This is a genomic window from Variovorax sp. J2P1-31, assembly GCF_030317215.1.
In the GTDB taxonomy this organism is placed as follows: domain Bacteria; phylum Pseudomonadota; class Gammaproteobacteria; order Burkholderiales; family Burkholderiaceae_C; genus Variovorax.
Map to the genome: position 1 here is coordinate 38,055 of NZ_JASZYA010000001.1, position 23,926 is coordinate 61,980.

Genomic DNA, 23,926 nt, shown 5'->3' on the forward strand with positions numbered 1-23,926 from the left:
CGCGTCATGCGGCCCGGGGCTGGGCGCGGCGCTGGCGTTTTTCCAGGCGGCCCAGCAGCACGACCAGCGGCCACAGCAGCGCCAGATAGATCAGCGCGGCCAGCACGATGGGCGTGGGGTTGTAGAGCATCGATTGCGCGGAGCGCGCGGCATAGAGCATCTCGGGCACCGACACCACGCTGGCGATGGTGGTGAGCTTCACCACCTCGATCATGTTGCTCACCAGGTCGGGGAACACGTTGCGCACCGCCTGCGGAATCTCGACGTACACCAGGCTGCCGACCCGGCCCATGCCGGTCGACAGCGCCGCCTCGCGCTGCCCGCGCGGCACCGACTCGAGGCCGGCGCGCAGGATCTCGCCGAAGTAGCTCGAGTTGTTCAGCATGAAGCCCAGCGCCACGCAGGCCATGGGCGAGAGCTCCAGGCCGAGGTAGGGCAGGCCGGTGTACAGGAAGATCAGCAGCACCAGCGGCGGAAACGCGCGGAAGAAGTCGATGTAGATCACCAGCAGCGCGCGCACCAGCCGGTTGCGGACCACGAAGCCGGTCACCGCCAGCACCATGCCGGCGCCGATCCCGAGCGGGATCACCCACGCCGACAGCAGCAGCGTGTTGAGCAGGCCCTGCAGCACGTAGGGCGTGACCTCGCGCACCACGTCGAGGTTGAAGAAGTATTGGAGGATGAGTTCCATGAGGAGGGGCTCCGTTCGGCGGCTTCAGTGGCGACCCGCGCCGTAACGCCGTTCGATGTAGCGCCCGGCGATCACCACGGGCAGGAAGATCACGAGGTAGCCCAGCGCGCCCAGCATCAGCGGCGTGGGGTTGCCCGCGAAGCTGGTGGCCGAGGTGGCCTGGTTCAGGATCTCGTTGAGCCCGGCCACCGAGCCGTAGGCCGTGCCCTTGGTGATGGCGATCACGCGGTTGGTCAGCGGTGCCACCATCAGGCGGCAGGACTGCGGGAGCAGCACGTGCACCATGGCCTGGGTGTGGGTCATGCCGGTCGAGCGCGCGGCCTCCATCACGCCGCGCGGCTGCGCCTCGATGCCGGCCCAGAACACCTCTTCGGAGAAGGCCGCGAGCACCAGCGTCAGCGCCAGCCAGGTCGACGCGAAGGCCCCCAGCGACAGCCCCAGGAAGGGCAGCGCGAAGTACAGCAGGATGATGAGCACCAGCGGCGGCAGCGCGCGGAAGATGTCGACCAGCGTCGACACCAGCAGCGGCAGTCCGCGCACCGGCAGGCTGCGCAGGTAGGCCAGCAGCAGGCCCAGCGCCAGGCCGGCGGCGATCACCGCCAGGCCCAGCTCGATGGTCACACGCGCGCCGTCGAGGATCTGGGGCAGGTAGCGCGCGGCGATGTCGCCGTTGAAGAAGGTGAAGGCGAGCTTGTCGAACTGCATGCGGCGTTCCCGTTCGGGCGCTCAGAGCGCGCGGCTGCCGATGCTGGCGATGAAGGCCGCGGTGCGCGCATGCGCCGGCGCATCGAAGACCTGGGCCGGCGAGCCCTGCTCGACGATCGCGCCGCCGTCCATGAACACCACCCGGTCGGAGGCCGCCTTGGCGAAGCCCATCTCGTGCGTCACCACCACCATGGTCATGCCGTCGGTGCGCAGTTCGCGCATCACCTGCAGCACGCCGCCCACCATCTCGGGATCGAGCGCGCTGGTCGGTTCGTCGAACAGCACCAGCGCCGGCTTCAGCGCGATCGAGCGCGCGATGCCTACGCGCTGCTGCTGGCCGCCCGAGAGCTGCGTCGGGCGCACGCGCGCCTTGTGTTCCATGCCGACGCGCGCGAGCGCTTCCATGGCGGTGTGCTCGGCGGCGTCGCGCGCCATCTTCTTCACCTTGCGCAGCGCCAGCGTCACGTTGCCCAGCACGTCGAGGTGCGGGTAGAGGTTGAAGGCCTGGAACACCATGCCGACGCGTTCGCGCAGGCGGTTCAGGTTGGCGCCGGGCGCATAGATGTCGTGCCCTTCGACGCGCACCTCGCCGCGGGTCGCGTCCTCCATGCGGTTGCAGCAGCGCAGCAGCGTGCTCTTGCCCGAGCCCGAGGGGCCGATCACCGAGACCAGTTCGCCGGCCTGCACATCGAGGTCGATGCCGTTGAGCACGGGGACGCTGCCATAGGATTTGTGCAGGTTGCGGACTTGCAGGAGCGAGGAAGACGTCACGGTGTTCATCGGTGGGGAATGGGGCAGGGTGGCGCGCGGCGCTTACTGGCAGACCGGCTTGGCGGTGGTGGCCTCGTAGCCGAACAGGCTCGGGATGCCGTGGCCGGCCGGCGAGACGACGGTGGCCGAGTCGGCGGCCGGCGCGGCGCCGAACCACTTGGTGTGCATCTTCTGCAGCGAGCCGTCGAGCTTCATGCACTTGAGCACGTTGCTCACCTGGTCACGCCCGGCCTTGTCGTCGAGGCGGAAGGGGATGGCCCAGACCGAACCGGTCTTGATCGTGAAGGTGGTCTTGATGGCCGGCGTGCTCTTGGCGGCCCAGGCCGAGGGCGTGACGCCGGCCAGGTTGGCGTCGCCGCGGCCGGAGATCACGGCCTGCACCGCATCGGCGTTGGTGCCGTAGACGGCGATCTCGTAGCCGTACTGCGCCTGGTTGTTGCGCGCCCATTCCTCCGGGCCCGAGCCCTTGTTGACGGCGATGGTCTTGCCCTTGAGGTCCTCGAGGCGCTGGATGTCGTTGCGGTCCTTCTTCATGACCAGCGTGAAGTTGTTCTCCAGGTAGCCCTCGGTGAACAGCACCGACTTCGCGCGCTCGGGCGACACCGTGGTGGGCGCCATCAGGAAGTCGAACTTGCCGGCATTGAGCGCGGGGATCAGCGCCGAGTACTGCGCGCCCTCGATCTCGATCTTGCGTCCCAGGCGGCGCGCGATCTCTTCGCCCAGGTCGACGTTGAAGCCCTGGAAGCCGCCGCTCAGTTTCGGAAAGGCGTGCGGCGGGAAGTTGGGGTCGATGCCGGTGCGCAGCGGTGTGGTCTGGGCGACGGCGGTGCCGATGGCGCAAGCGAAGGCCAGGGGCGCGAGCAGGAACTTCAGGTGACGGGACATGAGCATTTCTCCAGAAAAAATCGCAGACCGGATGGCGCGTGGCCACCAGGCGACCGGCACCGGAGTGGTGTGCTCCGGCGATGCGGTGAATTATTTCGAGGGAGAAAGGTCGCGTCGATTGATGCTTTGTGCGGCGTCGTTGCGCGTGCGTTAACACCTCGCGCCAGTGCGGTGCGGTGTGTGGAAAGTGCCCATCCGAAGTGCGGCGTGCATGCTATTGGGGCATTCCCTTGGTGGGCGCCTTCAACGGGCGATCAGCTTTCCTGCGGCTTCGGCGCGGCAAGACCACGCTGCATGAGCACGCTGCGCAGGGTGCGCACGAAGGCTTCGGCGGCCGGCGAGAGCGGGTCGGTGCGCAGGTGGACCAGGTGCGCCACCAAGGGCTCCAGTCCTTCGACCGGCAGGATGCGAAAGCGCGCGTCGGGCCAGGCCTGCAGCGAGAACTCGTCGACCAGCGCGATGCCCGCGCCCAGGTGCGTGAGCGCGCAGGCGTTCTGCGGCGAGCCGACTTCCAATGTCATGCGCGGCGCGTCGTCGAGCGGCGCGAAGAAGTTGCGCACCAGCTCGCCGAAGGGGGTGCCGCGCGGGTACGACATCAGGTCGTAGGGCAGCAGGTCTTCGGCGCCGACCGCGTTGCGCGCGGCCAGCGGATGCGTGCGGGGGCAGATGCAGACGATGCGGCAGCGTGCGATCGGCTGGCTGCTGAGGTTGGGATGGTCCACCGCTTCCAGCGAGATGCCCAGGTCGAAGTGCCGGCTCAGCAGGCGCTCGCGCAGCAGGTCCTGGTTGAGGCACTTGAAATGCACGCGCGTCTCGGGGTTGGCGTGGTGGTAGTGCGCGATGGCCATCGGCACCAGCATGTGGCCGATGCCGGGGCTGGACACCACGCTGACCAGGCCCGAGCGGCGCGCCATGAGTTCGTGCGTGAGGTCGCTGATGCGCTGTACGCCCTGGTAGACGTCCTCCACCTCGTGGTAGAGCCGGCGTGCCTCGGCGGTGGGAGAGAGCCGGCCCTTGATGCGGATGAACAGCGGGAAGTTGAGCTGGGTCTCGGTGTGCGAGAGCACGCGGCTGATGGCGGGCACCGACACGTGCAGCAGCCGGGCCGCATCGCTGACCGAACCGGTGGCCATGATGGCCCGGAACACTTCGATTTGACGAAAATTCATGGAGGTGGACTTTAACGACCGCGTATGCGCGGCCTGTTCACCGGCCTCCGGCCCGTCCCGCTCAGACCACGCTGCGGTGCCGCTCGATGCAGACGTCCAGCGTCTCGCTGCCCGTGCGCTGCCACCAGTCGAGGTTCGAGAAGATCTCGACCTCGCTGAAGCCCGCGAAGCCCGCGGCCTCGACCCAGCCGCGGATCTTCCTGAGCTCGATCACGCCGTCGCCCATCATCCCGCGGTCGGACAGCAGGTCGCGCGTGGGCAGGCGCCAGTCGCACACGTGGTAGGCCAGCAGGCGCTCGCGGCCGGCGCGTGCGATCTGCTGCTGCAGCTTCGGATCCCACCACACGTGGTAGACGTCGAGCGCCACGCCCAGCAGGCCGCTTTTGGCGGCGTCGAGTTCGTCGCAGAGGTCGAGCGCGTGTTCGAGCGTGTTGATGCAGGCGCGGTCGGCCGCCTGCATCGGGTGCAGCGGCTCGATGGCCAGCGGCATGCCGACCTCGCGCGCGTATTCCAGCGAGGCCGCGATGCCGTCGCGCACCTCGCCGCGCGCGCGGGCGAGGTCGGTGTAGGCCGGCTTGCCTTCGAGCGCGCCGGGCAGCGCGCCCACCACCAGCACCACGCAGGGCGAGCCCAGCGTCTTGGCCTCGTCGATGGCGCGCCGGTTGTCGTCGAGCGCGGCCTTCAGGCCCGCGGCGTCGGCGGCCGGGAAGAAGCCGCCGCGGCAGTAGCCCGAGAGGGCGATGCCGTGCGCCTTCAGCTGGCGCGCGACCTTGTCGAGGCCGACGGCCGCGACCTGGTCGCGCCAGGGGCTGATCGCGCGGATGCCGCGTTCGGCGCACTGGTCGATGATGCGGTCCAGCGGCACCTCCGCGCCCGACTGCTTGCGCACCGTGGCGGTGTTGATCGAGAGCCAGTCGTGGTTGGACGAGAAGTCGCGCATCGTCGTGCTCATTCCACGCCGTGCAGCGCCAGCAGCGTCTTCATGCGCTGCACCGCGAGTTCGGGCTGCTCGAGCACGCTGGCCGCGTCGGCCAGGCGGAACAGTTCCGCGAAGTGCTGCAGCGAGCGCGTGCTCTGCTGGCCGCCGACCATCGTGAAGTGCTTCTGGTGGCCGTTGAGCCAGGCCATGAACACCACGCCGGTCTTGTAGAAGCGCGTGGGCGCCGCGAAGATGTGGCGCGACAGCGGCACCGTGGGGCCCAGCAGCGCATGGAAGGTCTCGCTGTCGCCCTTGGCGAGCGCGCCCAGCGCGGTGCTCGCGGCGGGGGCGATGGCGTCGAAGATGCCCAGCAGCGCATCGCTCTTGCCGTGCGTCGCTTCGCTGCCGAAGCCGTCGCCGGCGATCAACTCGGCGTAGTTGAAGTCGTCGCCGGTGTACATGCGCACGCCCGGGGGCAGGCGGCGGCGCATCGAGATCTCCTTGTCCTTGTCGAGCAGGGAGATCTTGATGCCGTCGACCTTGTCCGGGTGCGCGGCGATGATGCCCAGCGCGGTGTCCATGGCCACGTCGATGTCCTTCGTGCCCCAGTAGCCGGCCAGCGCCGGATCGAACATGTCGCCCAGCCAATGCAGCACCACCGGCTGCTTGGCCTGGCTCAGGATGCGGCCGTACACGCGTTCGTAGTCGGCCGGACCGGTCGCCACGCGGGCCAGCGCGCGGCTGGCCATCACGATCAGCTTGCCGCCGAGCTTCTCGATGGCTTCCATCTGCGCTTCGTAGCCGCGGATCACGTCGTCGACGCTCTTCACCTCGTCGATGTTCAGGTGGTCGGTGCCGCAGCCCGAGGCGACGAAGGCGCCGGGCACGTCCTTGGCCGCATCGAGCGAGCGGCGGATCAGTTCCAGCGAGGTGGGCCAGTCCAGGCCCATGCCGCGCTGCGCCGTGTCCATGGCCTCGGCCACGCCCAGGCCCAGCGAGAACAGGTGGCGGCGGTAGGCGATGGTGGTGTCCCAGTCGACCGCGGCCTGCAGCCACGGGTCGACCGCCGCGAGCGGATCGGCCACCACGTGCGCCGCCGAGTAGGCGATGCGGTTGAACTTCAGGCCCGCCTCGGGCTTGGCCAGCACCTGGCCGCGCAGGGCGTAGGGCGCCAGCGTGCCGCCGGCGGTGGGAAGGGTGATCGAGAGTGCCATGGCGCCGACCTCAGACCTTCAGCGCGGGCACGTCGACCCAGCGGCGGTCCTGCCACGATTCGAGCGCGGCCTCGACCAGCTGCACGCCCTTGGCGCCTTCGGGCAGCGTCCACTTGTAGGGCTCGTTCTCGACCACGTGGCGGATGAAGTGTTCCCACTGGATCTTGAAGCCGTTGTCGTAGACCTGCGAGTCCGGGATCTCCTGCCACTGGTCGAAGAAGTTCATGGTCTGCTTCTCGTCGGGGTTCCACACCGGGCGCGGCGTGGCCACGCGCGACTGCGCGCGGCAGCTCGACAGGCCGGCCACGGCCGAACCGTCAGTGCCGTCGACGTGGAAGGTCACGAGGTCGTCGCGGCGCACGCGCGTGGCCCAGCTCATGTTGAGCTGCGCGATCACGGGTTCGCCGTTGTGGCCGGTCAGTTCGCAGGTGGCGTAGGCCGCGTCGTCGGCGGTGGCCTGGTAGGGCTTGCCGGCTTCGTCCCAGCGCGTCGGGATGTGGGTGGCACCGATGCACGACACCGACTTCACTTCGCCGAACAGGTTGTCCAGCACGTAGCGCCAGTGGCACATCATGTCCAGGATCATGCCGCCGCCGTCTTCCTTGCGGTAGTTCCAGCTCGGGCGCTGGATGGGCTGCAGGTCGCCTTCGAAGACCCAGTAGCCGAACTCCAGGCGCACGCTCAGCATGCGGCCGAAGAAGCCCGCGCGGCGCAGCATGTCGAGCTTGCGCAGACCGGGCAGGAACAGCTTGTCCTGCACCGCGCCGTGCTTGAGGCCCGAGCCTTCGGCCAGGCGGGCGATCTCGACGGCTTCGTTGAGGTTGGTCGCGATCGGCTTCTCGCAGTAGACGTGCTTGCCGGCGCGGATGGCCTTGGCCAGCAGCGTGGGACGCATCTGGGTGGTGCCGGCGTCGAAGAAGATGGTGTCGTCGGGGTTCTCGAGCGCCTTGTCGAGGTCGGTGCCCCAGCGCGCGATGCCGTGCTTCTTGGCGAGCGCTTCCATCTTCTCGGCGTTGCGGCCGATCAGGATCGGGTCGGGCATGACCTTGTCGCCGTTGGAGAGCGTGACGCCGCCCTGGGCGCGGATCGCGCAGATGGAGCGGATCAGGTGCTGGTTCATGCCCATGCGTCCGGTGACGCCGTGCATGATGAGTCCGAGTCGTTGTGTAGCCATGGTTTTCTCTGCTTGCTTGCGGGGGGTGATGGGGGGGGCTTTACTGGGGCGACAGGCCGGCGGCCTTCACCAGCTTGGCGTTGCTGACGATTTCGTCCTTGATGTAGGCGTCGAACTGCTGGGGCGTGAGCGTCCAGGCGTCGGCGCCGAGCTTGAGGAAGCGTTCCTTGACCTCGGGGGTGGCGAGCGCCTTCACGACCTCGTCGTGCAGGCGGTTGACGATCTCGCGCGGCGTCTTGGCGGGCGCCATCATCCCGATCCAGAAGTTGAATTCCGAACCGGGCACGCCGGCCTCGGCGGTGGTCGGCACCTCGGGCAGCGCGGCGGCGCGCTTGGGCGAGCCCACGGCGAGTGCGACCAGGTGGCCTTCCCTGATCTGGCCGATCACCGGCGCGATGGGCGAGAAGTAGTAGTCGACGCGGCCCGACAGCACCTCGGTCACGGCATCGGCCGAGCCCTTGAACGGGATGTTGGTGGCGTCGATGGCGGCGGCCATCTTGAACTTCTCGGCGTTCAGGTGCGTGGCGCTGCCCTGGCCGGCCGAGGCGAAGTTGATGGTGCCGGGCTTGGCCTTGGCGGCGGCCACCAGTTCCTTGAGCGTCTTGATGTTCTTCGACGGCGAGATCACCAGTGCGTTGGGCAGCGTCGCGACCGGCGTGATGCCGGCGAAGTCGCCCAGCGTGTCGAAGGGCAGCTTGGCGAAGGTCGACGGACTCACCGTGTGCGAGGACGAGTGCAACATGATCGTGTAGCCGTCGGGCGCCGCCGTGGCCACGGCCTGCTGGCCGATGGTGCCGCTGGCGCCGCCGCGGTTGTCCACCACCAGCGTCTGGCCCATGCTCTGGCCCATCTTGTCGGTGATGGCGCGCGCAATGATGTCGGTGGTGCTGCCGGCCGCGAAGGGCACGATCACGCGGATCGGCTTGTTCGGGTAGGCGCCCTGGGCGGCGGCGCCGGGAGCGGTCAGCACGGTGAGGCACGCCAGCGAGGCGGCCGCGGCGATGCGGGCGAAGGGGGTCATGGAAGGTCTCCGTTTGATTTGTCTGGCGCACCCGTCCGGGTGCTGGTGAACCGTCTAATTCACCAATTGGTGAATTGAAGGGAATTTTCCGGCTTGGCGAGCCGCGGGTCAATCCGCGCGCGCGGGGTCGGGATCAGGGATTACCCGGAGAGCGGGCGGGACGCTCAGAGGCTGCGCATCGCGTCCCAGCGCACGCCGGCGCCCGCGCGACCGGTGCCGAAGCCGGGCGCGGCCAGCGAGGCCAGGTCGATCTGGCCGTCGACGATGCGCAACCGGGCCGCGCCTTCGCTGTGCGCGTAGAGCGCCGGGTGCAGCGCCAGCAGCGTGGCCTGTTCGTCGCCGGGCAGCGCCGCCATGCCGTTCACGTAGTGGTGGCCGTTGCGCTCCACATGGTCGAGCCCGAGCCAGCCGACCAGCGCCAGGTCCTGCTGCAGCCCGATGCCGGCCTGCAGGGTCAGGTCCTCGCCCGAGAGGAACAGCGCCTCGCCCCTGGCCCGGCCCTGCGCGCAGCGCGCGGCATTGACGATCGATTTGTAGAAGCCCTTGCAGCTCTTGCTCGAGACGCCGGTGTAGCCCAGCGCGCGCGCCTGCTGGAAGCTGTCGAGCGTGGCGTCGGATTCGTCGATCAACAGCGGCAGGCGCGCGACCGTGGCGTGCATGGCGTGGTCCAGCGCATGCGCACGCGCGATGGGCTGCTCGATGAAGACCGTGCGTTCGACCAGGCCGCGCAACGCGGGCGCGGCCAGGAAGGCGTCGAGGAAGTCGGCGAAGGCGGCCGCGTCGGCGTACTGCTCGTTGCCGTCGAGCGTGACCAGTTCGGCGCGGCCCTCGATCACTTCCGCGATGCGGCCGAGCCGCTGCAGGTCGGCCGGCGTGTCGCCCGAGAGCTTGAGCTTGAAGTGCCGGTGGCCGTAGCGTGCGATGGCCGCCTCGAGCGAGGTCGGCAGGCCGTCGGCGGGCAGCTGGTCGGCGGGCAGGTCGCCGTCGCGGATCGCATCGGCCAGGCCCACCGTGTGGCGCGCGGCGATGCGCGTGCGCGGCCGCTGCCGTGCGAGGAAGGCGGGCAGGTCGAAGTCCGCGAGGTCCGGCGCCAGGCCATGGCGCGCGAGGTCGATGCCCGCGGCGTTCATGGCCATCGCTTCGGCAAAACTGCAGCCCAGGTGCAGGCACAGCGCATCGAGCAGCGCGCGGTCGACCAGCGCCGGCCCGTAGCTGGCCACCAGCGGCAGCAGGCCCTGGCGCAGGCCCGTGGCCAGCAGGTCGTCGTAGTGCTCGGCGAAGTGGTCCCAGGCGCTCTGCGCGGGGCCGGGCGCGGTGTAGGCCTCGCGGGCGTTGCGCAGGGCCTGGCGCAGCTGCTCGAAGTTCTGTGCGTTCGACAGCGCGGGGTTCTTGTCGAACCACTTGGGGATCATCATCTCGGCCGAACAGCCTTCGCTGGTGCGGCCGTCCTCGAAGCGGATGCGCGCGCGCACATGGACCTGCGGGCAGGCCGTGACCGTCACGGCGCCGAAGCGGAAGGGCAGCCGCAGCGTCACGTCGCGCTCCGAGAAGGCGATGTGTTCGATGTGGAAGCGGGGCGCGGCGAGGGCCATGGTGTGTCTCCGGCGCGGTGCGCGCCATTGCGGCGGGCCGGCGCGTACGGGGCCCGGCCGCGGGTCAGTGGTCGAGGATGCCCTCGGAGAAGAAGTGCGCGCGAATGGTCTTGGCGTAACCGCCGAACTCGGCCGAGCCCATGAGGTCCAGCGGGCGTTCCCTGGGCAGGTCGATGTCGTAGACGGCCGCGATCGAGCCCGGGCGTTCGCTCATCACGATCACGCGGTCCGACAGGTACACCGCTTCGGGGATGCTGTGCGTGATCAGCATCACCGTCTTGCCCGAGGCGCCGACGATGCGGCGCAGCTCGAGGTTCATCTTCTCGCGCGTCATCGCATCGAGCGCGCCGAAGGGCTCGTCCATCAGCAGCACGCTGGGGTCGTGCAGCAGGGCGCGGCAGATCGATGCGCGCTGCTGCATGCCGCCCGACAGCTGCCATGGGTACTTGCCCTCGAAGCCCCTGAGCCCGGCCATCGCGATCAGCTCGGCCGCGCGTGCGCGCGCCGGGCCCATCGGCATGTGGCGCATCTCGGCCTGCAGCAGGATGTTGTCGAGCACGGTGCGCCAGGCCAGCAGCACCGCGCTCTGGAACACGATGCCCACGTCCTTCTGCGCGCCCTTGATCGGCTTGCCCGACAGCGTCAGCGTGCCGCCGGTGATGGGCAGCAGGCCCGCCACCATCTTGAGCAGCGTGCTCTTGCCGCAGCCCGAGGGGCCGACGACCGAGACGAACTCGCCCTTGCGGATGGCGAAGTCGAGCGGCTTCAGCGACTCGACCGGACCGTCCTTGGTCTGGTAGACCTTGGTGACGCCGCGGGCTTCGATCAGGACTTCGGAGGACATGGGCAGCAGGCAGCGAGCGCTCAGTTCGTGGGGAGGTAGTCGAGGGTCACGTAGTCTTCGGGCTTGCCGCGCGTGGCTGCGTCCATGCCACCGTACTGCACCAGCAGGTCGAGCGAGTCGTTGACGTTCTTCATGGTCACGCGGAAGGGCCGCTGGTTGGCCGTTTCCTTGGTGTGATAGAGCGCCACGCTCTGCTTCATGCCGACGATCAGCGTGTCGCGCACGCCGGCCTTGGGGTTGGCCTTGAGCATCGCGTCGACCGCGGCCTCGGGGCTCTTCTCGGCGGCTTCGGCGGCCTTGGTGGAGGCGCGCATGAAGCGCTTCACCAGGTCGCCGTTCTCGGCCAGGAAGGCCTTGTTGGTGATGATGCCGGAGCTGATCTGGTTCACGCCCGAATCGGCGAAGCGGATCGGCGTGACCGGCTTGCCGGTGGCATCCTGCAGCTTGATGGCCTGGTCCATCACGTAGCCCAGCAGCAGGTCGGCCTGGCCGTTCATCACCGCATTGAGCTTGGTCTGGCCGTCGCCCGAGACGATCTTCACCTGGTCGGCCTTGATGTCGTTCATCTTGAGGAACAGCGGCCACATCTGCGACATCGAGTCGCCGGGCGTGACGGCCACGGTCTTGCCGATGATGTCCTTGGGCGTCTTGATGTTCTTCTCGGTGAAGCCCATCACCGACATCGGGCTGACCTGGAACAGCACGCCGGTGGACTTCAGCGGCGCGCCCTTGGCGGCGGCCTTGATCATGGTCGTGACGTCGATGTAGCCGAAGGTGGCCGACTTGGCAGCCACCGCCTGCGCGGTCACGGCGGAGCCGCGGCCTTCCTGGATCTCGAGGTCGATGCCTTCCTCGGCGTAGAAGCCCTTCTCCTTGCCCAGGAAGAAGGGCGCGTGCTCGCTGTAGAGGTACCAGTTGAGCATCAGGGTCACCTTCTCGGGTGCCTTGGTCTGGGCCTGCGCGGGCGCCACGGCCATCAGCACCGCCGCGGCGGTGGCGATCATCAATGCGGGGAAGCGGGTGGTCTTCATGGTGTGGTCTCCGTTGGGTCTGTCTGTCGTTGTGCCGGGAAAATCACTGCACGATGCGTTGCGATGCGTGCCAGGGAATCATCAGGCGCTCGACCAGGTCGACCGCCACGAACAGGATCACGCCGATGCTCGACAGCACCACCAGGGCCGCGAACATCAGCGGCAGGTCGAAGTTGCCGTTGGCCACCTGCAGCACGTAGCCGATGCCCGAGTTGGAACCGACGAACTCGCCCACCACCGCGCCGACCACGGCCAGCGTGACCGAGACCTTGAGACCGCTGAAGATCGCGGGCAGGGCCTGCGGCAGGCTGATCTTGAAGAAGGTCTGCAGGCGGCTCGCGCCCATCGAGCGCGCCAGGTCGAGCATGTCGGGCTCGACCGACTTGAAGCCCATCACCGTCGACACCACCACCGGGAAGAAGCCCAGCAGGAAGGCCGAGATGACCTTGGGGAAGATGCCGAAGCCGAACCACACCACGAACAGCGGCGCGATCGCCACCTTGGGAATGCTCTGCGAGAACACCAGCAGCGGATAGACATACGACTCGACCAGCCGCGAGTAGGCGATGACCATCGCCATCGGGATGCCGATCACGATCGTGAGCCCGAAGCCGCCCAGCGTGGCCAGGGTCGTCTTCCAGCTTTCGGCCAGCAGCCGCGGCCATTCGGCGATCAGCTGCTTCACCACTTCCAGTGGCGGCGGCACCAGGTAGGCCGGGATCTTGAACAGCCGGATGGCGAGGTCCCACAGCACCAGCAGCACGATGATCAGGAAGAACGGGCGCAGGGCCGGTAGCAGAAGAAGCCTGCGAATCATCGAGCGAAGTCTCCGGGAGTGACGCGCGCGTCAACCCGACCGCGCAGCTAAGTAACCAAGCGGTGAATTGTTTGCGCGTGGACCTCCGGTGTCAACGACACCGAGGGTAAGCACGGAGAGTCAGGCGCCGGTCAGCGCAGCACGTAACCCAGCACCAGTTCGGTCATGTGCGACAGGCGCTGCGCGAGCGCCTTGGGGGCGCGCAGGTCGCGCCCGAAGATGGCCGACAGCGTGGCGTTGTTCGACAGGTAGAAGTAGCAGATCGAGGCGATCGAGATGTAGAGCTGGATCGGGTCCACGCCGTCGCGGAACAACTCGTCGCGCCGGCCGCGCTCGAGCACGTCGGCCAGCATCTGGACCAGCGGCGAGTTCATCTCCTGGATCCGCGCCGATTGCTTGAGGTGCACGGCCTGGTGCAGGTTCTCGCTGTTGAGCAGGGTGATGAACTCGGGGTGCTCGAGGTAGTAGTGCCAGGTGAAGGACACCAGCTGGCGCACCGCCTCGACCGGGTCCATCGCGTCCAGGTGCAGTGCCTGTTCGGCCGAACGGATGTCGGCGTAGGTGCGCTCGAGCACGGCCAGGAACAGGTCGTCCTTGTTGCCGAAGTAGTAGTAGATCAGCCGCTTGTTGACGCCGGCCTGCTCGGCGATCCGGTCGACCCGCGCCCCGGCGAAGCCGCTCTGCGCAAACTCCTCCAGCGCGGCGGTCAGGATCGAGAGTTGCGACTTGTCGGCGTCGCGCGCGCGCGGCGCCGCGACGGGCTTGGCGGGCTTGGGAGGGGAGGAGGCCATGTGCTGCTGTGTGTTCGAACTAACCGAGCGGGGAATTATGGTGGCGCGGCGGCTGCGGCCGGTTGCACGCGCTTCCGTCACGATAAGCTGGTGCCCCTTCTTCCTTCGCATCGAACCTCCCATGAGTGAACAGCAGGCCGGCCGCTTGATCGTTGAATGTCTGGTGGCGCAGGGCGTCGAACACGCCTTCGGCGTGCCGGGCGAGAGCTACCTCGCGGTGCTCGAGGGCTTCCATGCGCACCGCGAGCGCATCCGCTTCATCGTCAACCGGCAGGAGGGCGGCGCGGCCTTCATGGCCGAGGCGCAGGGCAAGCTCACGGGCCGGCCCGGCATCTGCTTCGTCACGCGCGGACCGGGCGCGACCAACGCCTCGATCGGCGTGCACAACGCCTTCCAGGACTCGACGCCGATGATCCTGTTCGTGGGCGACGTCGGCAGCGACTTCCGCGACCGCGAGGCCTTCCAGGAGATCGACTACGGCAGCTTCTTCGGCCCGAGCACCAAGGGCTTCGCCAAGCGGGTGGAGCGCATCGACGACGCCGACCGCATCCCCGAGTACATCGCGCGGGCCTTCGCGACCGCGATGAACGGCCGCCCCGGGCCGGTGGTGCTGGTGCTGCCCGAGGACATGCTGCGCACCATGACCGCGGCCCGCCCGCTGGCGCGCGTCGAGGCGGTCGAGCCCTGGAGCGATCCCGGCGCGCTGCGCACCCTGCGCCAGCTGCTGATGCAGGCCAAGCGGCCCTTCGTGATCGCGGGCGGCGGCGGCTGGACGCCGCAGGCCGCGCAGGCGCTGCAGCGCTTCGCCGAGAACTGGCGGCTGCCGGTGGGCAATGCCTTCCGCTACCAGGACACTTTCGACAACCACCACCCGCTCTACGCGGGCGACGTCGGCATCGCGATCAACCCCAAGCTCGCGGCGCGGGTGAAGGAGGCCGATCTCGTCATCGCCATCGGCCCGCGGCTGGGCGAGATGACCACCAGCGGCTACACGCTGCTGGAAGCGCCGCAGCCCAAGCAGACGCTGGTCCACATCCATGCGAGCGCGGAGGAGCTCAACCGCGTCTACCAGGCCGACCTGGCGATCAACGCCGGCATGAGCGCCGCCGCGCGCAGCCTCGAGGTGCTGAGCGCGCCGCCCGAGCTGCCGTGGGAGGACTGGACCGCGGCCGCGCATGCCGACTACCTCGCCAACCTCGTGCCGCAGCCGCTGCCCGGCCTGCCGGCCGATGCGCCGCGCGGCGCGGTCGACATGGCGGCGGTGGTGGCGCTGCTGCAGAAGCACCTGCCGGCCGATGCGGCCATCACCAACGGCGCGGGCAACTTCGCCAGCTGGGTGCACCGCTTCTTCCGCTACCACGGCCTGGCCAAGGGCCACAAGACGCAGCTGGCGCCCACCAGCGGCGCGATGGGCTACGGCGTGCCGGCCGGCATCGCCTGCAACCTCACGACCGGCCGCGTGGCGTTCACGATCGCGGGCGACGGCGACTTCCTGATGAACGGGCAGGAACTGGCCACGGCCGCGCAGCATGGCGGCAAGAGCATCATCGTGCTGCTCGACAACGGCATGTTCGGCACCATCCGCATGCACCAGGAGCGCGACTACCCGGCACACGTGAGCGGCACCGCGCTGCGCAACCCCGACTTCTGCGCGCTGGCCCGCGCCTACGGCTACGCGGCCGAGCGCGTGACCGCCACCGATCAATTCGAGGCCGCGCTGCTGCGGGCGCTGGCGGCCGACACCGGCACGCTGATCGAGATTCCCTTCGACCCCGAAGTGATCACCACGCGCGTCACGCTGAGCGCGATCACGCAGGCGGCGCAGGCCAAGGCCTGAAGAAAGAGCAGGCCAAAAAAAAGCCGGCGCGAGCCGGCTTTTTGCTTCAGCGCACGAGGCGCCGACAACTCACTTGACGTGCTTGCCGATCAGCGCTGCCAGTTCGAACATCGAGACCTGTGGCTTGCCGAAGATTTCCTTCAGCTTGGCATCGGCGTTGATGTTGCGCTTGTTGGCCTTGTCTTGAAGATTGTTCTTCTTGATGTAGTCCCACAGCTTGCTCACGACAGCGGTGCGCGGCAGCGGCGTGGCGCCGACGACGGCGGCCAGTGCCGGGCTGGGGGTCAGGGCCTTCATGAACGCGGCGTTGGGCGTGCGCTTCTTGGCAGGAGCGGCGGCCTTCTTCGCGGGTGCTGCCTTCTTTGCAGGCGCAGCCTTCTTCGCGGGTGCAGCGGCCTTCTTCGCCGGTGCAGCAGCCTTCTTCGCGGGTGCAGCGGCCTTCTTTGCCGGAGCAGCGGGTGCGGCCTTCTTAGCGGGCGCCTTCTTGGCCGGAGCCTTCTTTGCAGTTGCCATGGTTGATTTCCTTTTTTGGTTGGACACTTCACCAATGAAAAGCTCGTCTCCACTGGCAGATCGCATGCTAATGGAGAAGAAACGCGTTTCCAAGGGGAAAAGGGACTTTTTCATTGGGCGCTGTTGTTTTTTCAGAGGGGAGCGCGCGTGCGGTCGCCATGCGATGCGCTCCAGCGCTCGCCTCAATGGATCGAAGGCGTGCCGCGGCGTGCCGGCCAGGTGGCCAGAACCACCCCCGCCAGCGCCGCCGCGAAGGCCAGGATCTGCGCGCCGCCGAGCGATTCGCCGAGCACCAGCACACCCACCAGCGCCGCGCTCACGGGCAGCATCACGCTGAACACGCCGGCCTGCGCCGCGGGCACGCGCTTCAGGCCCGTCATCCAGAGCCACACGGTCCAGATGCTCGCGGCCAGTGCATAGAGCACCAGCAGGCCCCAGGTGCTCGCACCCACCGAGGCGAAGTCGAAGCGCCATGCGAACCAGAGACCGAAGGGCGTCGAGAGCACGAAGCCCCAGAGGTTGATCAGCGAGGAGATGCGCTTGGGCCCGAGGCGCCCGGTCAGCGACTTGCCGATCACCGCATAGGCGGCTTCGCAGAGCACCGCGCAGAAGACCAGCACGTTGCCCAGCCACGGCATCGCGCCGCGCGGCGCGTCGGTGGGCGCGGCGGCATGCGCGGGCGACAGCGCCAGCAGGCCGATGCCGACGGCCGCGCAGCCGATCGCCAGGCCGATGCGCCAGCCGATGCGTTCGCGCAGGAACATCCAGCTGGCGACCGCGACCACGGCCGGGATCGACGCCATGATCACGCCGGCCGAGACCGCGCTGGTCATGCTCACGCCGAACAGCATGCAGACCGAGAACAGGAAGTTGCCGAGGAAGGATTCGAGGAAGACCAGCCCGCGCGTGCGGCGCGTCATGGGCGGCTCGTCGGCCGGGCGCTTGAGCCAGTGCGGCATCGCCAGCGCGGCGATGCCGAAGCGCAGCCAGGCCAGCAGCAGCACCGGGAAGGCCGCGACCAGCGGCTTGGAGAGGGCGACATAGGTGCCCACGAGCGTCATGCTGAGCGCGAGGCAGCCATAGGCGATCAGTCGGCGCGGGTCGGGGGCGGTGTGGTTCACTGGCGGGCGATCGAATCGAGGATGACGAGATTGAATTCAATGATGCCCCATCGCCATGAACCGCCCCGGCTCACCCCTGTCTTCGTCTACGGCACGCTGCGCCGGGGCGGCTCCAACGACATCGCGCGCTACCGGCCCGCGCCGCGCTTCGTGGGCGAGGCCTTCATCGCGGCCACGCTCCTCGACCTGGACACCTATCCGGGCGCGGTGCTCGGCGGCACGGCGCGGCTGCGCGGCGAGGTCTACCGCATCACGCCCGAAGTCGAGGCGGCGCTCGACCTGCTCGAGGACGTGCGGGCCGACGGCACGGGCGAATACCTGCGGCGCAAAGTGGATGTCGAGGTGGATGGCGTGCGCCTGCCGTGCCTGGTCTACGAACTGCATCCCGCGCGCGTGGCGGGGCGGCCGGTGATCGCCTCCGGCGACTGGTTCGACGCGCCCGGCGCGCGGCGCGATTTCATCCGTAGAAACTGATTCCGTCATGCGAAATCGCTGCTTGCTGCAGCGCAGTATTTTTTCTCGATATGAGAAAACAAATTCCGCATCGAGAAAATAGATGGATAAGTGGTTGATTTTGTTGATGAAAAAATATGTCTTATATAAGACATAAGACAGAGGTGCGGCGACTACAGTGGATGCCAAGGCCCCGCGCCGAACGATTCACTTCAACCCCACCTCCGGAGTCACTCATGCCCCAGAATTTCACCGAACAGCTCAGCCGTGAACAGCAGATCGCCGCCCTCGAGAAGGACTGGGCGAGCAACCCGCGCTGGAAGGGCGTCAAGCGCGGCTACAGCGCCGCCGACGTGGTGCGCCTGCGCGGCTCGCTGCCCATCGAGCACACGCTGGCCAAGCGCGGCGCCGAGAAGCTCTGGGACAAGATCAACGGTGGCGCCAAGAAGGGCTACGTGAACGCCTTCGGCGCGATCTCCGCCGGCCAGGCGATGCAGCAGGCCAAGGCCGGCCTCGAAGCCGTGTACCTGTCGGGCTGGCAGGTCGCCGCCGACGGCAACACCTCGGAAACGATGTACCCCGACCAGTCGCTCTACGCCTACGACTCGGTGCCGACCATGGTCCGCCGCATCAACAACACCTTCAAGCGCGCCGACGAAATCCAGTGGGGCCGCGGCGTCAACCCGGGCGACAAGGAGTTCATCGACTACTTCCTGCCGATCGTGGCCGACGCCGAAGCCGGTTTCGGCGGCGTGCTGAACGCCTTCGAGCTGATGAAGAACATGATCGCCTCCGGCGCGGCCGGCGTGCACTTCGAAGACCAGCTGGCGGCCGTGAAGAAGTGCGGCCACATGGGCGGCAAGGTGCTGGTGCCCACGCAGGAAGCCTGCGAGAAGCTGATCTCGGCGCGTTTCGCCGCCGACGTGATGGGCGTGCCCACCATCGTGCTGGCCCGCACCGATGCCGAAGCCGCCAACCTGATCACCTCCGACCACGACGCCAACGACAAGCGCTTCCTGACCGGCGAGCGCACGCCCGAAGGCTTCTACCGCGTCAAGAACGGCCTGGAGCAGGCCATCAGCCGCGGCGTGGCCTACGCCCCCTATGCCGACCTGGTGTGGTGCGAAACCGGCGTGCCGGACATCGGCTTCGCCCGCGAGTTCGCGCAGGCCGTGCATGCCGCCTGCCCGGGCAAGCTGCTGTCGTACAACTGCTCGCCGTCCTTCAACTGGAAGAAGAACCTCGACGACAAGCAGATCGCCTCGTTCCAGGAAGACCTGTCGGAGCTGGGCTACAAGTACCAGTTCATCACCCTGGCCGGCATCCACATCAACTGGTACAACACCTTCCAGTTCGCCCACGCCTACGCCAACGGCGAAGGCATGAAGCACTACGTGAACATGGTGCAGGAACCCGAGTTCGCCGCCCGCGACAAGGGCTACACCTTCGTGTCGCACCAGCAGGAAGTCGGCGCCGGCTACTTCGACGACGTGACCACCGTGATCCAGGGCGGCTCGTCCAGCGTCAAGGCGCTGACCGGCTCGACCGAGGAAGAGCAGTTCCACTGATCGGCCCTGCGCCGCACCAGGAGCCCGGCCCCGTGCCGGGCTTTTTTTGCGTCCGCTGTTAAACTCGGCCCTCTCTGCTCCTCACAAGAACGGGAAAGGCATTCTGGTTATGACACCGCGAACTACGTCCGACGCATTCCACGGCGCTTCCACCTTCGAAGGAACGCGCCGGTAATCCGCGCACGCTGGTCCCACCAGCCGTTCAACCAGAGCAAAGCGCGGTCACCACCGCGCTTTTTTGTTTTTCCGCCCAAGGTTTTTCATGATCCAGATCACGCTCCCTGACAACTCGCAGCGCGAGTACCCCGGCCCGGTTTCGGTGGCCGATGTGGCCCGTTCCATCGGCCCCGGCCTGGCGAAGATGACGGTCGCCGGCAAGGTCGACGGCAAGCTGGTCGATGCCAGCGACATCATCGACCACGACGCCAAGCTGCAGATCATCACGCCCAAGGACGACGAGGGGCTGGAGATCATCCGCCACTCGACGGCCCACCTGGTCGGCCACGCGGTCAAGCAGCTCTATCCGACGGCCAAGATGGTCATCGGCCCGGTGATCGACGAAGGTTTCTACTACGACATCTCCTACGAGCGCCCCTTCACGCCCGAGGACGTGGCGGCGATCGAGGCGCGCATGCGCGAGCTGATCGCGCAGGACTACGACGTGGTCAAGAAGGTCACGCCGCGCGCCGAGGTGATCGAGGTCTTCAAGTCGCGCGGCGAGGACTACAAGCTGCGCCTGGTCGAGGACATGCCCGACGAGCAGGCCATGGGCCTCTACTACCACCAGGAATACGTCGACATGTGCCGCGGCCCGCACGTGCCGAACACGCGTTTCCTCAAGGTCTTCAAGCTCACGAAGCTGGCCGGCGCCTACTGGCGCGGCGACGCCAAGAACGAACAGCTGCAGCGCATCTATGGCACGGCCTGGGCCGACAAGAAGCAGCTCGAGCAATACATCCAGCGCATCGAGGAAGCCGAGAAGCGCGACCACCGCAAGCTGGGCAAGGAACTCGACCTGTTCCACATCGACGAAGTGGCGCCGGGCGTGGTGTTCTGGCACCCCAAGGGCTGGGCCGTGTGGCAGCAGGTCGAGCAGTACATGCGCGCCATCTACCGCGACACAGGCTACTGGGAAGTCAAGGGCCCGCAGATCCTCGACAAGAGCCTGTGGGAGAAGACGGGCCACTGGCAGAACTACCGCGACAACATGTTCACGACGGAATCGGAGAAGCGCGAGTACGCGCTGAAGCCGATGAACTGCCCGGGCCATGTGCTGATCTTCAAGAGCGACCTGCGCAGCTACCGCGACCTGCCGCTGCGCTACGGCGAGTTCGGCCAGTGCCACCGCAACGAGCCCAGCGGCGCGCTGCACGGCATCATGCGCGTGCGCGGCTTCACGCAGGACGACGGCCACGTCTTCTGCACGGAAGACCAGATCCTCGACGAATGCGTGGCCTACACGGCGCAGCTGCAGAAGGTGTATGCCGACTTCGGCTTCACGGACATCCTCTACAAGGTCGCGACGCGGCCCGACAACCGCGTCGGCTCGGACGAGCTGTGGGACAAGGCCGAGCATGCGGTCATGGAGGCGCTGCGCCGTTCGGGCGTGGACTTCATCATCTCGCCCGGCGACGGCGCCTTCTACGGCCCGAAGATCGAGTACACGCTCAAGGACGCGCTGGGCCGCCAGTGGCAGTGCGGCACGATGCAGGTCGACTTCAACACGGCCGAGCGCCTGGGCGGCGAGTACGTGACGGAAACGAGTGGCCGCGCGCACCCGGTGATGCTGCACCGCGCGATCGTCGGCAGCCTCGAGCGCTTCATCGGCATGCTGATCGAACACCATGCCGGCGCACTGCCCGCATGGCTCGCGCCGGTGCAGGTGGCGGTGCTCAATATCAGCGAAGGCCAGGCGGACTACGCGGCATCCGTGGCGAAAACGCTGCAGAATCAAGGGCTTAGAGTTCAGCTCGATCTGCACAACGAGAAGATTACGTATAAAATACGCAAGCATTCGTTGCAAAAGCTTCCCTACATCCTCGTCGTGGGCGACAAGGAGAAGGAAGCAGGTGCCGTCGCAGTGCGCGCCCGAGGCAATGTTGACCTCGGTGCCATGTCGGTCGAGGCGTTCTCCCAAAAGATCGCCGACGACATTCAACACAAACGCTGATTTTTCGGAACAGGCCGGTTGTGGCGCGTGGATGCGACGGTGTTAGCTACAGTTTCTGTAGCAAGTTGTTTGAAGGATTCTGACCATCGCTACTGCATTTCGCGACCGCCGCCACCGCGAGGAACGCCAACACCGCCTGAACCGGGAAATCATGGCCCCGGAAGTCCGCCTTGTAGGCCCGGAAAACGAGCCATTGGGTGTCATGAGTATTTCCGAGGCTCTGCGTCTGGCCGGTGAGGCCGATGTGGATCTGGTGGAGGTTGTCGCCGCGGCGAACCCGCCGGTGTGTCGCCTGATCGAGTACGGCAAGTTCAAGTACCACGAGCAGAAGAAGGCCGCCGAGGCGAAGTCGAAGCAGAAGGTCATCGAGGTCAAGGAAATCAAGTTCCGGCCCGGTACCGACGACGGCGACTACAACATCAAGATGCGCAACATCAAGCGCTTCCTTGAGGACGGCGACAAATGCAAGATCACGCTGCGCTTCCGCGGCCGCGAGATCACGCACCAGGAACTCGGCCTGGCCCTGCTGCAGCGCATCCGCGACGAGCTGGGCGACACCATCCTGGTCGAGCAGTTCCCCAAGCTGGAAGGCCGCCAGATGATCATGATGATCGCGCCTGGCCGCAAGAAGCCGGGTGGCGCGCCGAAGCCGGCCGCCGCCGCAGAGGGCGCGGCACCCGCAACGGCTTCGGCCTGAGCGACGAGAGTAGAAGAGTTTTTGAAGGGATTTCGCCGGCGCTGCAAAGCGATGGCGAGATGAAGAAGTGTCTCGGGGCCAACAAGTCTGCGGAGTTTCCGTGGCGCCTCACGAGCACAAATTAAAGGAGCATTCACATGCCCAAAATGAAGACCAAGAGCAGCGCGAAAAAACGTTTCCGCGTTCGTCCCGGTGGCACCGTCAAGCGCGGTCAAGCCTTCAAGCGTCACATCTTGACGAAGAAGACCACCAAGAACAAGCGTCACCTCCGTGGTGCAGTCGCAGTGCATGAGACCAACATGGTTTCTGTCGCCGCCATGCTGCCCGGCCGTGGCATTTAACCCAGACGAACAAGGAGTACTCACATGCCTCGCGTCAAACGTGGTGTAACGGCTCGCGCCCGCCACAAGAAAGTTCTCGCACTCGCCAAGGGTTTCCGCGGTCGCCGCGGCAATGTCTTCCGCGTCGCCAAACAGGCGGTGATGAAGGCAGGCCAATATGCCTACCGTGATCGCCGCACCAAGAAGCGCGTCTTCCGTCAACTGTGGATCGCGCGTATCAACGCCGCCTCGCGTGAACTGGGCCTGACCTACAGCCAGTTCGCCAATGGCATCCGCAAGGCCGGCATCGAGATCGACCGCAAGATGCTTGCGGACATCGCCGTGCATGACAAGGCCGCTTTTGCCGGCATCGTGGAGCAGGTCAAGGCCAAGCTGGCTGCTTGATCCCGCACAGCAGACGGCAGCCCTTTCGGGGGCGTCCGTTTGCGCCCACGGCACAAGGGCTGGCGCTTGAAAGAGCACCAGCCCTTTTTTATTTTTTCCCGAAGAAATCCCATGAACGAGTTGGACTCTCTGGTCGCCACCGCCAGCGCCGCCTTCGCCCAGGCGACGGCCCCCGCGGAGCTTGAAAACGCCAAGGCGCTGTTTCTCGGCAAGGCCGGCCGCATCACCGAGCTGATGAAGGGCATGGCCCAGCTGCCGGTCGACGAGAAGAAGTCGCGCGGCGCCGCCATCAACGTGGCCAAGCAGGCCATCGAGGCCGCGCTGAACGAACGCCGCCAGCAACTCGCCGACGAGGAACTCGCGGTGCAACTGCGCGCCGAGGCGCTCGACGTGACCCTGCCGGGCCGCAAGCACGCCGGCGGCGGCCTGCACCCGGTGAGCCGCACGCTGGAACGCATCGAGGCGATCTTCTCCAGCATGGGCTTCGACGTGGCCGACGGCCCGGAGATCGAGAGCGACTGGCACAGCTTCACCTCGCTCAACAACCCGCCGAACCATCCGGCGCGTTCGATGCAGGACACCTTCTACGTCGACATCAACGGCGACGACGGCGTGCCCTACAACCTGCGCCCGCACACCAGCCCGATGCAGGTGCGCTATGCCCACCAGCACATCAAGAAGCACGCCGCCGCCTTCGAGGCCGCGGCCGCAGACAGCACCGGCACGCTCAAGGCGCCCGAGATCCGCGTGATCGCGCCGGGCCGCACCTACCGCGTGGACAGCGACGCCACGCATTCGCCGATGTTCCACCAGTGCGAAGGCCTGTGGCTGGGCGAGAACGTGAGCTTCAAGGACCTGAAGGTCGTGTTCACCGACTTCTGCCGCACCTTCTTCGAGAGCGACGACCTGGTGCTGCGCTTCCGCCCCAGCTTCTTCCCGTTCACCGAGCCCAGCGCCGAGATCGACATCCAGTTCCAGAGCGGCCCGCTGGCCGGCCGCTGGCTCGAGGTCGCGGGCTCCGGCCAGGTGCACCCCAACGTCGTGCGCAACATGGGGCTGGACCCCGAGCGCTACATCGGCTTCGCCTTCGGCATGGGCCCGGACCGGCTCACCATGCTGCGCTATGGCGTGAGCGACCTCCGGCTGTTCTTCGACGGCGACCTGCGTTTCCTCTCGCAATTCCGCTGATCCAGCCCCGACAACGCCCCGAACGAGAAC

25 protein-coding genes are annotated in these 23,926 nt (G+C 67.2%); 9 read left to right on the top strand and 16 right to left on the bottom strand.

Features of this window, described 5'->3' with window-relative positions:
- Positions 1-4 precede the first annotated feature (4 nt).
- The 4 genes from QTI20_RS00195 to QTI20_RS00210 are packed head-to-tail and all read right to left on the bottom strand — an operon-like array spanning position 5 to position 3,052.
- A complete protein-coding gene (locus QTI20_RS00195) occupies positions 5-691 on the bottom strand; it encodes an amino acid ABC transporter permease (protein WP_286550890.1) in 687 nt (228 codons plus the stop codon).
- Between the two features lie 24 nt (positions 692-715).
- Entirely contained in the window at positions 716-1,396 is a 681-nt protein-coding gene (locus tag QTI20_RS00200; protein ID WP_286550889.1) for an amino acid ABC transporter permease, read from the bottom strand.
- 21 nt (positions 1,397-1,417) lie between these two features.
- Positions 1,418-2,176, bottom strand: coding sequence for an amino acid ABC transporter ATP-binding protein (locus tag QTI20_RS00205; RefSeq protein WP_286550888.1), 759 nt, complete (start codon positions 2,174-2,176; stop codon positions 1,418-1,420).
- Positions 2,177-2,209: 33 nt separating this feature from the next.
- Positions 2,210-3,052, bottom strand: coding sequence for a transporter substrate-binding domain-containing protein (locus QTI20_RS00210; RefSeq protein ID WP_286550887.1), 843 nt, complete (start codon positions 3,050-3,052; stop codon positions 2,210-2,212).
- On the opposite strand from QTI20_RS00210, the gene QTI20_RS00215 reads away from it, so the two are divergent.
- Positions 3,051-3,206, top strand: coding sequence for a hypothetical protein (locus QTI20_RS00215; protein WP_286550886.1), 156 nt, complete (start codon positions 3,051-3,053; stop codon positions 3,204-3,206). The two genes, QTI20_RS00210 and QTI20_RS00215, sit on opposite strands and share 2 nt — an antisense overlap.
- A 100-nt stretch (positions 3,207-3,306) precedes the next feature.
- Here the strand turns inward: QTI20_RS00215 and QTI20_RS00220 are convergent, their stop codons facing one another.
- The 10 genes from QTI20_RS00220 to QTI20_RS00265 all read right to left on the bottom strand — a co-directional run bounded on the left by QTI20_RS00220 (position 3,307) and on the right by QTI20_RS00265 (position 13,624).
- Positions 3,307-4,221 (bottom strand): LysR family transcriptional regulator, encoded by a 915-nt coding sequence (locus QTI20_RS00220; protein WP_286550885.1) that lies wholly within the window; start codon positions 4,219-4,221, stop codon positions 3,307-3,309.
- Between the two features lie 61 nt (positions 4,222-4,282).
- A complete protein-coding gene (locus QTI20_RS00225; RefSeq protein WP_286551019.1) occupies positions 4,283-5,161 on the bottom strand; it encodes a sugar phosphate isomerase/epimerase family protein in 879 nt (292 codons plus the stop codon).
- An 8-nt stretch (positions 5,162-5,169) separates the two neighbouring features.
- On the bottom strand, positions 5,170-6,354 hold the full coding sequence (locus tag QTI20_RS00230; protein WP_286550884.1) for a dihydrodipicolinate synthase family protein: 1,185 nt from the start codon (positions 6,352-6,354) through the stop codon (positions 5,170-5,172).
- Between the two features lie 10 nt (positions 6,355-6,364).
- Positions 6,365-7,528 (bottom strand): Gfo/Idh/MocA family protein, encoded by a 1,164-nt coding sequence (locus QTI20_RS00235; RefSeq protein ID WP_286550883.1) that lies wholly within the window; start codon positions 7,526-7,528, stop codon positions 6,365-6,367.
- Positions 7,529-7,568: 40 nt separating this feature from the next.
- On the bottom strand, positions 7,569-8,549 hold the full coding sequence (locus tag QTI20_RS00240) for a tripartite tricarboxylate transporter substrate binding protein (protein ID WP_286550882.1): 981 nt from the start codon (positions 8,547-8,549) through the stop codon (positions 7,569-7,571).
- Between the two features lie 164 nt (positions 8,550-8,713).
- Complete coding sequence (locus QTI20_RS00245; protein WP_286550881.1) at positions 8,714-10,141, bottom strand: enolase C-terminal domain-like protein; 1,428 nt, start codon at positions 10,139-10,141, stop codon at positions 8,714-8,716.
- A gap of 64 nt (positions 10,142-10,205) precedes the next feature.
- Positions 10,206-10,985, bottom strand: a complete 780-nt coding sequence (locus QTI20_RS00250; RefSeq protein ID WP_286550880.1) for an ABC transporter ATP-binding protein — start codon at positions 10,983-10,985, stop codon at positions 10,206-10,208.
- 20 nt (positions 10,986-11,005) lie between these two features.
- Positions 11,006-12,016, bottom strand: a complete 1,011-nt coding sequence (locus tag QTI20_RS00255) for an ABC transporter substrate-binding protein (protein WP_286550879.1) — start codon at positions 12,014-12,016, stop codon at positions 11,006-11,008.
- Positions 12,017-12,059: 43 nt separating this feature from the next.
- A complete protein-coding gene (locus QTI20_RS00260; protein ID WP_286550878.1) occupies positions 12,060-12,833 on the bottom strand; it encodes an ABC transporter permease in 774 nt (257 codons plus the stop codon).
- 131 nt (positions 12,834-12,964) lie between these two features.
- Positions 12,965-13,624 carry a TetR/AcrR family transcriptional regulator gene (locus QTI20_RS00265; protein WP_286550877.1) on the bottom strand — a complete coding sequence of 220 codons (660 nt, stop codon included), beginning with the start codon at positions 13,622-13,624 and terminating at the stop codon, positions 12,965-12,967.
- 121 nt (positions 13,625-13,745) lie between these two features.
- Between QTI20_RS00265 and QTI20_RS00270 the strand changes: the two genes are divergently transcribed.
- Positions 13,746-15,461 (top strand): thiamine pyrophosphate-binding protein, encoded by a 1,716-nt coding sequence (locus QTI20_RS00270; RefSeq protein ID WP_286550876.1) that lies wholly within the window; start codon positions 13,746-13,748, stop codon positions 15,459-15,461.
- Between the two features lie 69 nt (positions 15,462-15,530).
- On the opposite strand, the gene QTI20_RS00275 is transcribed toward QTI20_RS00270, so the two are convergent.
- A complete protein-coding gene (locus QTI20_RS00275) occupies positions 15,531-15,974 on the bottom strand; it encodes an SWIB/MDM2 domain-containing protein (RefSeq protein WP_183027269.1) in 444 nt (147 codons plus the stop codon).
- 182 nt (positions 15,975-16,156) lie between these two features.
- On the bottom strand, positions 16,157-17,095 hold the full coding sequence (locus QTI20_RS00280; RefSeq protein ID WP_286550875.1) for a DMT family transporter: 939 nt from the start codon (positions 17,093-17,095) through the stop codon (positions 16,157-16,159).
- A 42-nt stretch (positions 17,096-17,137) separates the two neighbouring features.
- On the opposite strand from QTI20_RS00280, the gene QTI20_RS00285 reads away from it, so the two are divergent.
- The 7 genes from QTI20_RS00285 (at position 17,138) to pheS (ending at position 23,896) form a co-directional block, all read left to right on the top strand.
- On the top strand, positions 17,138-17,569 hold the full coding sequence (locus tag QTI20_RS00285) for a gamma-glutamylcyclotransferase family protein (protein ID WP_286550874.1): 432 nt from the start codon (positions 17,138-17,140) through the stop codon (positions 17,567-17,569).
- Positions 17,570-17,784: 215 nt separating this feature from the next.
- The gene (gene aceA, locus QTI20_RS00290) at positions 17,785-19,116 is read left to right on the top strand and encodes an isocitrate lyase (protein ID WP_183027175.1); all 1,332 of its coding nucleotides are present in this window, start codon (positions 17,785-17,787) and stop codon (positions 19,114-19,116) included.
- Positions 19,117-19,378: 262 nt separating this feature from the next.
- Positions 19,379-21,286, top strand: a complete 1,908-nt coding sequence (gene thrS / locus QTI20_RS00295) for a threonine--tRNA ligase (RefSeq protein ID WP_286550873.1) — start codon at positions 19,379-19,381, stop codon at positions 21,284-21,286.
- 76 nt (positions 21,287-21,362) lie between these two features.
- Positions 21,363-21,983 (top strand): translation initiation factor IF-3, encoded by a 621-nt coding sequence (gene infC / locus QTI20_RS00300; protein ID WP_183027271.1) that lies wholly within the window; start codon positions 21,363-21,365, stop codon positions 21,981-21,983.
- Between the two features lie 137 nt (positions 21,984-22,120).
- Complete coding sequence (gene rpmI / locus QTI20_RS00305; RefSeq protein WP_007832497.1) at positions 22,121-22,324, top strand: 50S ribosomal protein L35; 204 nt, start codon at positions 22,121-22,123, stop codon at positions 22,322-22,324.
- Positions 22,325-22,348: 24 nt separating this feature from the next.
- A complete protein-coding gene (rplT, locus tag QTI20_RS00310) occupies positions 22,349-22,708 on the top strand; it encodes a 50S ribosomal protein L20 (RefSeq protein WP_007832499.1) in 360 nt (119 codons plus the stop codon).
- A 111-nt stretch (positions 22,709-22,819) separates the two neighbouring features.
- Positions 22,820-23,896: a phenylalanine--tRNA ligase subunit alpha gene (gene pheS / locus QTI20_RS00315; RefSeq protein ID WP_286550872.1), complete on the top strand. Its 1,077-nt coding sequence runs from the start codon at positions 22,820-22,822 to the stop codon at positions 23,894-23,896.
- Positions 23,897-23,926: the final 30 nt, after the last annotated feature.

Excerpts from the sequence above, each read along its gene's own strand:
- QTI20_RS00195 (WP_286550890.1), bottom strand. The coding sequence starts at position 691 with ATGGAACTCATCCTCCAATACTTCTTCAACCTCGACGTGGTGCGCGAG.
- QTI20_RS00200 (WP_286550889.1), bottom strand. The coding sequence starts at position 1,396 with ATGCAGTTCGACAAGCTCGCCTTCACCTTCTTCAACGGCGACATCGCC.
- QTI20_RS00205 (WP_286550888.1), bottom strand. The coding sequence starts at position 2,176 with ATGAACACCGTGACGTCTTCCTCGCTCCTGCAAGTCCGCAACCTGCAC.
- QTI20_RS00215 (WP_286550886.1), top strand. The coding sequence starts at position 3,051 with ATGAGCATTTCTCCAGAAAAAATCGCAGACCGGATGGCGCGTGGCCAC.
- QTI20_RS00210 (WP_286550887.1), bottom strand. The coding sequence starts at position 3,052 with ATGTCCCGTCACCTGAAGTTCCTGCTCGCGCCCCTGGCCTTCGCTTGC.
- QTI20_RS00220 (WP_286550885.1), bottom strand. The coding sequence starts at position 4,221 with ATGAATTTTCGTCAAATCGAAGTGTTCCGGGCCATCATGGCCACCGGT.
- QTI20_RS00225 (WP_286551019.1), bottom strand. The coding sequence starts at position 5,161 with ATGCGCGACTTCTCGTCCAACCACGACTGGCTCTCGATCAACACCGCC.
- QTI20_RS00230 (WP_286550884.1), bottom strand. The coding sequence starts at position 6,354 with ATGGCACTCTCGATCACCCTTCCCACCGCCGGCGGCACGCTGGCGCCC.
- QTI20_RS00235 (WP_286550883.1), bottom strand. The coding sequence starts at position 7,528 with ATGGCTACACAACGACTCGGACTCATCATGCACGGCGTCACCGGACGC.
- QTI20_RS00240 (WP_286550882.1), bottom strand. The coding sequence starts at position 8,549 with ATGACCCCCTTCGCCCGCATCGCCGCGGCCGCCTCGCTGGCGTGCCTC.
- QTI20_RS00245 (WP_286550881.1), bottom strand. The coding sequence starts at position 10,141 with ATGGCCCTCGCCGCGCCCCGCTTCCACATCGAACACATCGCCTTCTCG.
- QTI20_RS00250 (WP_286550880.1), bottom strand. The coding sequence starts at position 10,985 with ATGTCCTCCGAAGTCCTGATCGAAGCCCGCGGCGTCACCAAGGTCTAC.
- QTI20_RS00255 (WP_286550879.1), bottom strand. The coding sequence starts at position 12,016 with ATGAAGACCACCCGCTTCCCCGCATTGATGATCGCCACCGCCGCGGCG.
- QTI20_RS00260 (WP_286550878.1), bottom strand. The coding sequence starts at position 12,833 with ATGATTCGCAGGCTTCTTCTGCTACCGGCCCTGCGCCCGTTCTTCCTG.
- QTI20_RS00265 (WP_286550877.1), bottom strand. The coding sequence starts at position 13,624 with ATGGCCTCCTCCCCTCCCAAGCCCGCCAAGCCCGTCGCGGCGCCGCGC.
- QTI20_RS00270 (WP_286550876.1), top strand. The coding sequence starts at position 13,746 with ATGAGTGAACAGCAGGCCGGCCGCTTGATCGTTGAATGTCTGGTGGCG.
- QTI20_RS00275 (WP_183027269.1), bottom strand. The coding sequence starts at position 15,974 with ATGGCAACTGCAAAGAAGGCTCCGGCCAAGAAGGCGCCCGCTAAGAAG.
- QTI20_RS00285 (WP_286550874.1), top strand. The coding sequence starts at position 17,138 with ATGCCCCATCGCCATGAACCGCCCCGGCTCACCCCTGTCTTCGTCTAC.
- aceA (WP_183027175.1), top strand. The coding sequence starts at position 17,785 with ATGCCCCAGAATTTCACCGAACAGCTCAGCCGTGAACAGCAGATCGCC.
- thrS (WP_286550873.1), top strand. The coding sequence starts at position 19,379 with ATGATCCAGATCACGCTCCCTGACAACTCGCAGCGCGAGTACCCCGGC.
- rpmI (WP_007832497.1), top strand. The coding sequence starts at position 22,121 with ATGCCCAAAATGAAGACCAAGAGCAGCGCGAAAAAACGTTTCCGCGTT.
- rplT (WP_007832499.1), top strand. The coding sequence starts at position 22,349 with ATGCCTCGCGTCAAACGTGGTGTAACGGCTCGCGCCCGCCACAAGAAA.
- pheS (WP_286550872.1), top strand. The coding sequence starts at position 22,820 with ATGAACGAGTTGGACTCTCTGGTCGCCACCGCCAGCGCCGCCTTCGCC.